At 54.8% G+C, this 12,540-nt stretch carries 12 protein-coding genes; 1 reads left to right on the top strand and 11 read right to left on the bottom strand.

Features of this window, described 5'->3' with window-relative positions:
• Window positions 1-6 precede the first annotated feature (6 nt).
• The 11 genes from AADW57_RS05470 to AADW57_RS05420 all read right to left on the bottom strand — a co-directional run bounded on the left by AADW57_RS05470 (window position 7) and on the right by AADW57_RS05420 (window position 11,652).
• Entirely contained in the window at window positions 7-876 is an 870-nt protein-coding gene (locus AADW57_RS05470) for a head maturation protease, ClpP-related (RefSeq protein ID WP_341669045.1), read from the bottom strand.
• 10 nt (window positions 877-886) lie between these two features.
• Window positions 887-2,188: a phage portal protein gene (locus tag AADW57_RS05465; protein WP_341669044.1), complete on the bottom strand. Its 1,302-nt coding sequence runs from the start codon at window positions 2,186-2,188 to the stop codon at window positions 887-889.
• The gene (locus AADW57_RS05460) at window positions 2,185-3,849 is read right to left on the bottom strand and encodes a terminase large subunit (protein ID WP_341669043.1); all 1,665 of its coding nucleotides are present in this window, start codon (window positions 3,847-3,849) and stop codon (window positions 2,185-2,187) included. The genes AADW57_RS05465 and AADW57_RS05460 overlap by 4 nt, the downstream gene beginning before the upstream one ends.
• A complete protein-coding gene (locus AADW57_RS05455; RefSeq protein ID WP_341669042.1) occupies window positions 3,846-4,313 on the bottom strand; it encodes a P27 family phage terminase small subunit in 468 nt (155 codons plus the stop codon). Before AADW57_RS05455 ends, AADW57_RS05460 begins: the two co-directional genes overlap by 4 nt.
• Before the next feature lie 142 nt (window positions 4,314-4,455).
• Window positions 4,456-4,851 carry an HNH endonuclease gene (locus AADW57_RS05450; RefSeq protein WP_341669041.1) on the bottom strand — a complete coding sequence of 132 codons (396 nt, stop codon included), beginning with the start codon at window positions 4,849-4,851 and terminating at the stop codon, window positions 4,456-4,458.
• 662 nt (window positions 4,852-5,513) lie between these two features.
• Complete coding sequence (locus AADW57_RS05445) at window positions 5,514-6,320, bottom strand: BRO-N domain-containing protein (protein ID WP_341669040.1); 807 nt, start codon at window positions 6,318-6,320, stop codon at window positions 5,514-5,516.
• On the bottom strand, window positions 6,313-7,089 hold the full coding sequence (locus AADW57_RS05440) for a phage antirepressor N-terminal domain-containing protein (protein ID WP_341669039.1): 777 nt from the start codon (window positions 7,087-7,089) through the stop codon (window positions 6,313-6,315). The genes AADW57_RS05445 and AADW57_RS05440 overlap by 8 nt, the downstream gene beginning before the upstream one ends.
• Window positions 7,090-7,449: 360 nt before the next feature.
• On the bottom strand, window positions 7,450-7,941 hold the full coding sequence (locus tag AADW57_RS05435) for a hypothetical protein (protein ID WP_341669038.1): 492 nt from the start codon (window positions 7,939-7,941) through the stop codon (window positions 7,450-7,452).
• Window positions 7,938-8,285 carry a hypothetical protein gene (locus AADW57_RS05430; protein ID WP_155624348.1) on the bottom strand — a complete coding sequence of 116 codons (348 nt, stop codon included), beginning with the start codon at window positions 8,283-8,285 and terminating at the stop codon, window positions 7,938-7,940. Before AADW57_RS05430 ends, AADW57_RS05435 begins: the two co-directional genes overlap by 4 nt.
• A 4-nt stretch (window positions 8,286-8,289) precedes the next feature.
• Window positions 8,290-10,617 carry a VapE domain-containing protein gene (locus AADW57_RS05425; RefSeq protein ID WP_341669037.1) on the bottom strand — a complete coding sequence of 776 codons (2,328 nt, stop codon included), beginning with the start codon at window positions 10,615-10,617 and terminating at the stop codon, window positions 8,290-8,292.
• Window positions 10,618-11,391: 774 nt separating this feature from the next.
• The gene (locus AADW57_RS05420) at window positions 11,392-11,652 is read right to left on the bottom strand and encodes a helix-turn-helix domain-containing protein (RefSeq protein WP_081055418.1); all 261 of its coding nucleotides are present in this window, start codon (window positions 11,650-11,652) and stop codon (window positions 11,392-11,394) included.
• Window positions 11,653-11,724: 72 nt separating this feature from the next.
• Between AADW57_RS05420 and AADW57_RS05415 the strand changes: the two genes are divergently transcribed.
• Window positions 11,725-12,387, top strand: coding sequence for a S24 family peptidase (locus AADW57_RS05415; RefSeq protein WP_341669036.1), 663 nt, complete (start codon window positions 11,725-11,727; stop codon window positions 12,385-12,387).
• The last annotated feature ends 153 nt before the right edge of the window (window positions 12,388-12,540 follow it).

The raw sequence follows: 12,540 nt of genomic DNA, 5'->3' as shown, positions 1-12,540 counted from the left end.
TGGCTCCTATTTCAAAATATTGGTTAGAGATGCGGCCAAAGCGGCCGTGGTGCTGAGGGCGGCTGAATCGCTCAAGCCGCGTCCGGTGGCATCAGGCGCACCGCCGCCAGTCGAATCGCTCAGACTGGACTTGAAATCAGAGATGAGGCGCTGGGCCTCGCTACGGGGCAGCCCTGACGCACGCATGGCGGCCTCAATGCGGCGGACAGCACTGGCTTGGGCGGCACCTTCACCTTTGCCCACTTGGTCCGCGTTCAGCATTTCGTCGGCATAGCCCTGCTCAATCGCCTGCGTACCGCCAAACCACGTTTCGCCATCCATCTGGCGGCGCACGTCAGCGATGTCCTGGCCGGTACGTGTGGCGTAAATGTCTGCCATCGCCGCGTCAAACGGCTCCATCCAGTCAGCAATCTCACGCAGGTCGTGGCGATTGCCCTGAGCGATCAGCCAGCCGTTGTGGACCATGAAAAACCCTGCGCGAGCAATTTGCGTGGTGTCGCCGGCCATGGCAATGACCGATGCCGACGATGCCGCCAGTCCCAGCACCTTGGTCGTGATATGGCCCTGGTGTTCACGGAGCACGTTATAGATGGCCAATCCCTCAAACAGGTCACCGCCGGGGCTATTGATATTGACGGTCACAGGCCCCGCCCCCATGGACCGCAAAGCCGCTGATATACGCTTGGCCGTCACGCCTTCGCCAGTCCACCAGTCATAGCCGATAACGTCATAGATGCTGATGGTTCGGTCCGCCTGGTCGTCCGCCGTCGCTCGCACTCCCGCATCCCACCGCTCAAGAGCACGAGGCGACAGATAGGAATTGACGGCAGCAGAAGGCCGTCCGGCCGGCGCAGCCGGCAGGTTCTTAATACTCATAGGGGATACCTCAGGTGTCGGCCGTGCCGGCCATCAAGTCTTTCAGCCAGTTGGCCATCGCATTGCGGGCGTTCTGGTCTGCTGTGTTGGAACCCAGGCTATCCAGCGGTGCCAGGGCGGTTTGAACTGTCAGCACTGCCGCGTTCCCACCCATCGGCGGCCGATCCTCAAGCTCTCGCACCTCGTCGCGGGTCAAGATGCCGTTGTTGACCATGACCGAATAGAACGCGGCACGGGCGGCACTATCGGCACGCAGCAGACCTTCTACAGCAAACTTGGGGTAATACCGCAGACGTTCGGCTGGAGTCAGCAAATCCTTCATGATGCTCTGTTCAATGCGACGCAACCACGGATTAATTGTGGCTATCAAAAACCAGTTCATCATCTGCTCAACACCGGTACCGAACATGGTCTGCCCATTCGAGGCGTGGCCTATCAGCCCTGGCCATACGCGAAACCAGCGGCATATTTCCTCAACCCCCCAAGCACGCGATTCCAACAGTTGGGCATCGCGCGGGTTGATGCCGATGGTGCCGACCTCCATGTCGGCCTCCAAAATCGCTGGGCGACCAGCATTAACAGCCCCTGACAATCGACCCTCAATCATTTCGCGGGCCTCTTCCCGCTGATTGTCCTTAAGAATTTTTGGGTACTTGAACCACACTGTGGGCATCAGGCCGCGCTTGAACGTACCGCCTGCGGCTTCATCGGTGGCCAGTGCAGAACCGAACACCCGTGCACCATATTGGATCACTGACACACCAGTCTTTCCGTCCAACGACCATCCCGGAATTGTCCAGATCCGTGATTCCTCGACAACGCGTTGACGCCCGTCATCCTCCGTGTAGCGATACTCCTTAATTCCTCCCCCCTTGCGGGTCACCGAAAGACGAGCCGGATGCAAAAAATTGAGCCCCACCAGGCGGTTGCCGATCATCAACTTTTCGCAATGAGCATTACCTCGTAGCAGCATGGCGGCAACAACAGACTCCCAAAAAACTGACGAAATAGCGTCAGCGTTAGGCTGCACACCCAGAATAAAATCGAGAGAGTGTTGCGGCGCCGAGAGCTTTCCTTCGCGCGTGCGCTCATGCATTCCCAATGGCAATGTGCCTATCGTCTCCGAGATCAAGCGCGCGCATGCCCAGACAGCCGACAACTGCAGGATGTTCTGACCATTTACAGCAACGCCAGCTGCACCTTCTGCCCCTAGTCGCGCCCAGGCGTCTACATTAGTCAGTCCAAACGGAGCGCCTAGCCAGCCCAGCACTGCAGCCCGGATCTTTCCGACTTTCTGCGCTTTCTGTTTCATCCAGTCACCACGTTAGAAAAGTAGCTGCCTAGTCCGTTGTCGCCATCGTCATTCAATGCCCGAGACATTGCCATGATCATTGCGACCGGAGCGTCAATTTTGTTTTCCGGTTTTTCCTTGGTCGGGTGCCGTAGCCCAGAAAACTTCGATTCGCGCATCACCACATTGCTCACCATCCAGGCCACCATCGGATTGGCGTCATGATGTAGGTCTTGAGTCAGAACCAAATTCTCAATTTCCACAATTGGCAGCGTGAAGCGAGCCGACGTTTGAGGCATTTCAACCATCAATAAACCATCCTCGTCAGCCAGTTTTGTAGCGAAATAAGCTGCGAATTTCGGGTCGTACACCACTTCTTCAATCTGGTGATTGGCTTGCAAATCATTCAGATCAGCACGTATTGCATCGAAGTCGGTCGCATTGCCTGGCGTCACAATCAAATGTTCTGACTGCTCCCAACCATAGAAATGTCGGTTCTCCGGTGCGTGCGCCTGGTCTTCATTCAAATAGCATTTGAAGAACAAGTGGTATTCGCCACCGCGCTTGAAGGCAATACACAGAACGGCAATGTCGCTTTTCTCCGCCAGATCCAGACCTATCCAGCAGGACTCACCCTTGAAGTCGTCAAGGGATGCCTCGGTGTCTCCACAGTCCGCCCAGGCCTCAGCCGCCAGCCACATCGAACCGCCACGCAGCCAAATATTCAGCCGCTTGGTCAAAAACCCAGGCAGCTCACTGGGCTTCCGTTTTGCCAACTCCGCCTGTGCCCGCAACTGTGGCTCGTAGACTGAAACGCCCAGGTTCGGATTTGCTTTCGCCCATTCCACCGGGTCATCCCACTTTTCGGGGTCGTCCACCGTGTAAATAATGACCAGCAGCTCGTCGTCCTGAAAGATACCCTGCAGCACTTTCTGAGCATATTCATGCTGGGCATAGCCAAATGAAGACAGGTCAAACCCAGCCGTGGTGATCTGCCAGATCATCGGCTGCTTCCGTGCGCCCATCCCCGATTTGATTACGTCGTATATCTCCCGAGTGGGATGCGCATGGACCTCGTCAAGCAGGCCGGCGTGCGGATTCAGCCCGTCCATTGTTCGGGCATCGCGGCCCAGAGGCACAAACTTATCTGCCCGGCCTGGCCGTATGTCGTACAGCTCATTGAGCCGAACGCCTACAGCGCGGCGCAGTTGCGGCGACGCGAGCACCATCCGCTCAGCCTCGGCATGCAAAATTTTGGCCTGGTCCATTTTGGTGGCGGCGCTATAGACCTCGGCACCGCCCTCACCATCGAACACCATCAGATATAGACCGACACCTGACAATTTCGTGGACTTACCATTCTTACGCGGCACTTCTTCCCAGACTTCTCGGAAACGCCGTGTGCCGTCGGCACGCATCCACCCAAATGCCAACGCAATCCAGAACTGCTGCCAGTCAGAAGGCACGAAGACCTGGCCCGCCCACTCGCCTTTGGAGTGCCGCAGGAACAGGAAAGACTCCAGGGCATGCTGCGCCAGCTCGTCACTAAAATACAGCCCGCGTGCGTGGCAAGTCTCCAGGTCCCGGTAATGCCGTTCCACCGCCAGGCGGATCCATTTGCAGACAACAATATCGCCTGCCATCACGCGGCGGCCATATGCGTCCCAGTCGAATGTGCTCATACCAATCGCATCCCCGCTGCCACCTTGCGTTTGCGGTGCAGCTCCACCGGATCCTCAAACCCCGGTAGTTGCCCCTGGGGCCCACCAGTCGGCTGAGTGCTGATCGCTTTTTGAAAAGATGGAATAGTTAAAGCGGCCTCAGGCAGCCACTGCAAAAGCTCTTTTTTTAAGTTTCGAGCCACATAAAAACTTTGATGTGGCTGCTCATATCCATTCGGTGTCTTTGCAAAATAGCTGCCATCGTTCTCTTTCATAAAACGCGACAGCAATTCCTCGGCCTCAACCCAACGAATAAAGGTCCGGCAAATGACGGTCAGCACCATTGCATCCGTTCGATGAATCAATCCGTATTCATGCAGCGCCTGTGTAACGTGATCCCATAATTTTTTTTCTTTCGCAGAAAGCTTTGCAACCAGACTCGGAATTTCTGACGTGACGCTTTGAGAGGGCGCAACTTCCCCCACAGTCCGGGAATCAACCTCCGGGACTACTCGGACATGTGAGTTCATATATTTGAGAAGGTGTTTTAACCCCCCCCCTATCTAAAAAACTGTCGTGCAAAAAGTGATGCGGGGCGACGGGTGTCCAGCAAAATCGCCCAGACTTTTACCCCACCCCACCCACCCAGCGGCGCCGCCGACCTCGGGCCGCCTCCTGCTGGGTTTTTTTCCGATGGCAGTCGCGGTTCATTGACCGCAGGTTCTCCAGCGAGTCATCCAGGGCGCCATCCGCATCGCGTTCGTTGCTGATGTGGTCCACCTCATGCGCCACCAGCGGCACTGGCCGGGTAGCGCAGTCGTCGCATTGGCAAAGCCACCCATCACGCTCCAACACCTGCAGGCGCAACCGCCGCCATTGCCGACCACCACGACCTGAGTGCTCTGGGGCTTTCACCCATTCCCGCTCTGCATCTGCCTGGTGCCGGTCGCAATATCCATTGCCGCCATAGACCAGGGCAGAACAACCAGCGCGACGACAAGGTTTAGGAGCAGCTGTGGCCATTTCTTCACGCACCATCACTGAGCCCAGACGCGATGGGGATCGCGCACTGAGTACGGAGACATAAGGGAACAATAAAAAAAGCCCAGAAGCGCAAGGCGTCCGGGCTCAGTGATGATTTGTGCAGTCGCAAAACTGCTGAAAGTTAGCACATATTAACCTATTCGGTATAACTCCCGAAATTGTTTTTGAGTGCTGGAGGAAAATAATTTAAAAAATGAAAACTCTGTCTAACCGTCTAACTTTATAAATAGGTTAGCCACTAGGTTGGACGTAAATAAGTTATTGATTTTATTAACTCCGTCTAACCGTCTAACCTAATTAACCAACAATCAACTTAAATAGGTTTTCAATTAATACATCACGTCTACGCGCACGTATGCGTACGCGCCCACGGGCGGGCGCATGAGAAAGGTTAGGAGGTTAGACGGATTGAGTATTCATGCGGTTTTCAGCCGTCTAACCTGTCGCGTCTGACCTAACCTATAGGTCAGACGGCGGCGTACACCATAATCCGCAGTGGCTCTTTTCGGGTTACGAGCAGACAACACTCTCCCCCATCTCTGAACCAGCAGCGACATCATAGCCTTCACGCCGAAGTATTTACAAAACAGTTTGCCCATCCGGGCTCACCCCCAATAAAAGCTGGCGCGGCCAGCTTGCTGTTAGTTCTTAGACCCCACGTCAGCTGTCGCCAGCGCAGTCTTTGGCACTTTACGAGCCGCCATTCTGTTCTTCAATTCCTGGGCACGCAAGCCTGACTGCACACGATTCATCAGCGCCGAGCTGCAAACGGTATTCATCCTGGCCAAGTCTGCCATGCCAAAGTGAGCCAGTAGCCCATCCTCTAGCGCGTCTATCATCTCTTCAACAGAGACCACCAGGGCATCATCGGCAACCATGCGCATCGATGGCACCAGCTCACGCTTGGGACCGGCATAGCGCGTCTCCAACAACCAGCGGCCCTGGTAAGGATCGACCTGACCATTCAGCACTGCCTGAAACACATGCCGGGAAACAATATCCGCTGCCTCTGCCGCGCGAGCATAGGCTTGCGCCACAAGGATCTCTGACTGTTGCGGTACACGAGGATTGCTGACATATCCGCCCTTTGTGCGAATGCTCGGCAAGACTTCAGATGTTACCCACTTACGGAAGCGATGAGGTACGCTTCCTGGCTTCACGGCGTTACGACAACGCAGCATCAAGGTATACATGCCAGCTTCACTGATAATATTGCCTTGATCGCTGCCTCTACTTAAGCCCTCAATTGAACTGAGGGCTTGTTCGTCATCATCCAGAGCACGCAATGCCATAGTTGGATTGCTAATCGCAAGAGCTTTGCACACATCAGCAGCAACAAACCAAGGCTCGCCATCGCGCATAACAATGCGTACCGAATGAGCACCAAAATTAAAAACAGAAGGGGACGTTGCGGTTGGCGCGAGTGCGCCTTGAGTAGATTTAGACATGGCTAGCTCCTTTTCTTCCGAGTAAGCCTGCCACTACATCGCCAAATGAGGTGGGCAGGACACGTGCGGGTTGGCGAACCGGAGAAAAGGAACCCGGCAGACCCGAAGGTCTCCCACACGGCCCCGCCCATGGAAGACGTTGCCATGCACGACAAAAAAGCCGCAAACCAATATTGGCGCGGCTATGTACGTGCGCCTTTTCATTCAGGGTCGCCAAACCCATTAAGCGCAGTATAAAACCGCATAACCATGAAAACAAGGGCACTTTGGTTTTACTAGAAGTAACCTGACCATTCAGCACAGCCTGGAACACATGCCGGGATACGATATCCGCTGCCTCGGCCGCGCGAGCATAGGCTTGCGCCACAAGGATCTCTGACTGTTGCGGTACGCGGGGGTTGCTGTCCTGTTCACCGCTCCAATATGCGTTGAGTACCTGATAACACTCACGCTGGTAATCCTCCAGGCGCTGGCGAATCTCCGGCTTGACGCGGCTGGTACTGATGCCGAAGAGCCAGCCGTTCAGATACTCCAAGGGGAGACATACCGTGGACTGCTCTCCACCCAAAGAAGGTATGTCCATTATGGACATGGCTTCAGATAAGACAGGATCGCGCTTTATGCGTTTAAGCTGTGCTTCCCATTGCACGCCGATCGCTTCACAAATGGGACGCATAGCAACAAGCCGCTGACCATCAGCGGCTGTAACAACAGTGAGGGGATTACCGTGGAAATCGACGGTCGCGGGAACACTTTGAATTTCAGACATGGCTAACTCCGTTACGTGCTTGATTGCCGCCACCCTCTGTCAATAGGGTGGACGGGACACATGCAGGTTGACAGACCGGCGTAACGAAACCGGCAGACCCGAAGGTCTCCCACATGGCCCCGCCCATAGGAGATGCCACGATGCGTACAGACGAAGAAAAAGCCGCGATAACGGTTATCAGACGGCTGCACGCCGTTACGTTCCAGGCTGTCAAACCTGCCTGCCGATGTGTCGGCATTAGGCGCAGTATAGAACCAGGCAACCATGAAAACAAGATCAACCAAGCACCACAAGCAGTTGCCATAGTCTTTCCCAGTGCCTATGCTTGCTGACAACTAATTCCGTGGCCAGGGTGCCACTTCATTGCTTGGAAAACTCATGAACGTTATCAGCACATTCGTTCAGCCTGTGCCTGCCACCGAGGAACGAATCGGACAGATCATGGCTGAAGCCGGCGCTTTCACTGCCCAAAAGGCCCAGCTCTTTGTTTTCGATACCCTCGTAAAAGAAAAAAGTCTCGTAACTGGCATCACCGTTGGCCAGGTAAACGGGCAAACGGTTGACGACGTAAAAGTCAGCCACGTTGGTATGGCTGTGATTGCCTGCCTGGCGGACCACCACGCGCTCAACTACCCTGGGCAACCCGTTATAGTCGCTGGGGTTCAGCAGATCACCAAAGCGGTAGACCGCGTTCGCCATGTATTGAAGCAAGCGCCTCCCGGCGCTGCTGTGCTGTTTGTGTGTGCGGACAGTAAGATTTATGATGCCGCAGCCGTCGGCTTGGGCATCGATTACCATTCCGCGAAACAGGATACGCAGTAGATTTGTATCGGGGCTCTTTTCCTGACTCATTTCCTTTCTCCTTTTGCAATAACCTGTGACCGCGCATCAAACCATCCCACAATGCGCAGATCTGCGTGGCACAGGCGTCGATGTATCGTCGCCCGTGTAACACGCAGCTTTTCCGTGATCACTCCCATGCCACCCTGCCAGGTGTAGAACGCGAACACTGCCTGCTTAAGTTCAGCGGGTAGCTTTGCAACTGCCATATCGATCTCAACACAGCCTGCCTCTTGCTCTGCGCTTAACTCCACCAGCCCAACAGCGTCACCGGACACTTCCCTGTCATATGAAATAGAACGGTAGAGACCCGCGCCCTCGCGCCACATCGCCCATTCTTCCAGACGATCATCCACCCACTTAATTCTTGGCATGATTCCCCCCTTGTGATCTCTCGGGCCTGCAATAAAAATATTGTCTCGGCCCCGTACTGGCCCTAATCTTCTTCCAGCCCATGCGCATCATGATGGTGCCGATGCGAGTAGTGGCTGATCGCTGGCCGTCTATACGCGACAGTTCCATACCGATCGCGCCTTCTAAAAGCTGTGCAGATGTAAATTGATCTTTTGTGAACTGGATGCCTTCATCAACCCACTCAGCAATGGCCTCAGCCCACGGATCCACAATCTCCCGCATCTGCTGTTCAGGCACGATCAAGTCGCGCTCTTCGTCCCGTGTTGGCCATGATCTATAGCCGTTCTGCACTTCCCATACTGCTTGGGCCAGAATCTGGTCCCTGTCATTACGCAGCGCCTCCAAGTTGATGTTTCCACAGCGAACGGACCAGAACCGGCGATTGCCTGTTGGATCCTTGTGGTACTCAGAGAAGTTCGTTGTCGCCGCGAACACCGTCTGGCGAAGCTGAACAATTTGTCTGCGCTCGTACGGTGGCCGGTACCGGTCAAAGTTTTGTGTAAGAAACGCCTTGATTCGCGTCGACTCTGCCCGGTTGAAGGCGTCCAGCTCGGCAATCTCGTAAATCCACGTGCCGAAAATCTGCTGGCACGCCTCTTTACTGTTCAAATCTAGAGCCGCATCAGAGAACCACTCGCCACCGAGCACACGCAACGATGTTGATTTGGCGGCTCCCTGGCCACCCTCCAGAATCAAGGTGTAATCAGCCTTGCAGCCGGGCTCCAAAATACGTCTTACAGCCTGCCGTAGCCACAGTTGCCCGACCAGCGACTCATAATCCCCGTCTTGAGTACCCAGATAGGTATGCAACCAGGTCGCTGCACGGTCTGTGCCATCCCAATCCAGGCCTGTCAGATACTCCCGCACAGGATGGATAGGATTGCGATGAGCAGCCAAATGAACACCCTCGCTGATCGTGCCGGTACTTTTGAACAGCAGATTTACTTCCGTCGCCAGGAACATGGATAGCTCTAGGTCATCCACGGTTGTCCACTCTCCTAATCGCTCTGACCATGGGGCGGCTTTCAATCGCTCGATGCGGCCGGAGAATTCATTGAATCCCACCAAGCCCTTGAGCTCGGAGCAATGTGACAAGGCCAGTGCGACGTTTTCTTTACAATCCATGAAGCCGCCTCGGGCCCCCTGAATCAAATGATTTCGCCATCCGCCACGGGCCGCGCCAGCTTGCGAGGGGGCAGAAGCCTCCTGTTTAGTCGAACCTTGCTCTTTAGCCTGCACCACTGATGCCGGCTGACGCAGATTCTCGTAAATCCACGCACGCAAGTCGGCTGGAGACGTTCCTTCTTCTAGCGCGTCTACCACATCCCAGCCATCAACAACGGCACCAGGTGCAGGCAGACTTACAATGCGCACCTCACAATCCAAGCCGATCAGGATCTCGGCAATATCCTCCGCCGCTTTGATACCTGGCTGACTGGCCTGACCTTTGATTGGCATTTCAGGCAAGAGCTCGTCGCTATCTTTCTTTTTCTTAGCGTCGCAGTCTGGCCAAATTATGACCTTGCGTCCCCTCAATACCTCCCAATACGCTTTACTGACGGCTTTGCCACCACCTGGCCAGGACACAACCTCGAAACTGCCTTCAAAAGCTTGAGCTGCCGCATCACGGCACTTTTCACCTTCAACGACCAGCACGTACCGGCATTGGCCTTTGAGTTCATGAAGCCCATATAAAGGGCGCGGCACCGAAAACTGAAGCCAGCGCCAATCCTCCTGGCCGGTATCGGCATTCTTTGCCCAGACACACGGCAGCACCTCTTTACCACCATCTGAGGTAGTAAATCGGTAGATCCTGCCCAATAACTCTCCCTCGCTTCCAAGATAGTCCCAGGTATGAGTGGGCCTACCACGTACTGGATGGGCAACTGGAGCAGGCTTGGCACTGACTGGGACTGGCTGTATCGGCTGCCATGCCGACACAACACGTTTCTTACGTGGCGCTTGTGTAGGCTGCCCGACAGTAATGGACAATTTCTCAGCTAATTCTTTGGCCGCCTTGCCCTGCTCGTCGTTTGTATAAATTGCCGCATACAGTGAAATCAGGTCCGCGCCCTTTTCGCCCGTAGCAAAGTCGCACCAGACCCCTGTATTCAGATTGACTGATAGCGAGTTTCCGGGCTCACCGCGAAGGCTTCCACACTGCCACTCATGTCCAGAGCGTTTCCCTTGTGGTAGCCAGGCGGGAACAAGCGTGTCTGCCCCATTCAGTGCAGCTTCGGCAATCTGATGAAAATCAATACTATTTTGCGTCATCGCCAACCTTCTCTATGACGGTTTCATACAGCGCACTGGGTCGATTTGCACCAGGCGCTTTGATATAGCCCGCCACCCGCAAACGGCCAGCCACACGCAGCCGATGGCAGGTTTTCTCCATAACTGGAATTGCACACCGCAACTGGGCCGCCAACTGGCGTGCTGTGCGCGGATTGTTGGTTGTTGCAGTCAACACTGACTCGGCAACCTCACCTAAAGGCCTACCCTGCTTACGCTCAGCCGCTCCCAGACTAAACATTCCTATCCCTCCAGGTTGCTCAGCTCACAGCTGTGCTGCACCCACATCACTAGCCCCGCAGACAGCCAATCCAGATATCCTGGTGTGACCACCGTCAAGCCAGTCGCCCGTAGAACACTATCCAATCGCTCCAGGGGAATTCCTTGCTGACCGGAAAGTACCCGGCTAGTCGCGCTGGACGAGTCTTTCCAGCCCGCCGCCTGACATACCAACTCGCGCCGACGAGGGTCTGTCAACGCATCGCGCAAGACCTTTTCAACGCCAATTTTTGGACGAGCAAGTATTTGTGTTGCCGTTGTTCCCATTGCACGCCTCCGCAAAATGTTCTGCGTGTGATTGCGTATGACCTACGCAATACTGGTTAAAAGCGCGACTCCCCAGCCGCGCAAATTACAAACAGGAGCCAGCATGCAGCCCCCAACCAGAACAGAATCCCAACTCGTTACCGCGCTAGAGATCTGCAAAAAGATCACAGGCCGGCCAAACCCATCGGACGACCTGATTTGTGCGGTGTTTCACTCCCTGAGCATGGAAGCCTGGGAGGACTCCGAAACGGGTAACACCATGCCACTCGGCTCAACCACATCGCATTGAGCCGGTTGTGAGACCTCATCCAGCAAGGCGGCGAGCCGTAGCGCGTCATCGGCTCCATCCGGCACCTGACCGGACTGCCAGCGCGACAGACGCGGCTGCGGGATCCCTGTTTTGCGCGCGATGGCAGACTGGCTCCAACCAGCAGCCCGCAGCTCTTTCAAAATGTCGTGTGTAGTTCTCATGCTGCAATTATGCGCGATTGCATATAAATGTCAATGCCCAAACGCTTTATTCATTGATGCATAGTTACCCATATGAAATCTTCTGAATTTCTCCAACACCTCATGGACAAGGCCAAGGACAACCCAAACTCACTGGCCAGAAAATCCAATGTGCCGCAGTCGACGATTTTCCGTTTTGTCACCGGCACATCAAAAGAGCCTAGGCTGAGCACGCTGGAAAAGATTGCCCGCGTCTACGGTGTCCCCGTAGAGGCCTTCCTGAACGACCAAGCACGAAGGGCATACTTGTTTCGTAATGACGAAGGCAGCGATCTACAGGAAATCGGACACGCTCCTCCGTCTTCTCTTGTCCCTGTTGTCAGCACCGCTAAACTGGGAGATAACGGCTGGTATAACGATGCAGAAGCTGGCTCGGATGGCTATGTTGCTCACTTTTCCGACGATCCGGACGCTTACGCATTGCTGGTCAAGGGTGACAGCATGTTCCCGGCAATTCGTAGCGGTTGGTATGTAATCGTGGAACCCAATCACGTTCCGATGGGCGGTGAGTACGTCGCCGTTCACCTAAAGAACGATAAAAAAATGGTCAAAGAGTTTTTGTTCAAGACCCCCGCCGAGATCCATTTGCAATCCATCAACGGCCAGGAGCGCCTGACATTGCAAGCGACGGACATCATCAGCATGCACCCTGTTACTGCTGTCGTTTCCCCACGTAAGCACAAGCTACTGCCTTAAGCTCGCCCTTTCGCCCCACCTTATGAACCCGCCTTGAGCGGGTTTTTTCTCGCCCTACCGAATAAAAAAGCAAATACGCATTTATCTATGCGCTAATGCATTGACCAAATACATGTAAATATGCATAATCCATTCACGCATACATTGTGAGGT

This window comes from Alcaligenes sp. SDU_A2 (assembly GCF_038237375.1).
In the GTDB taxonomy this organism is placed as follows: domain Bacteria; phylum Pseudomonadota; class Gammaproteobacteria; order Burkholderiales; family Burkholderiaceae_B; genus Alcaligenes.
The sequence above is the reverse complement of the archived record's forward strand: the minus strand, read 5'-3'. Positions and strand labels throughout refer to the sequence as shown.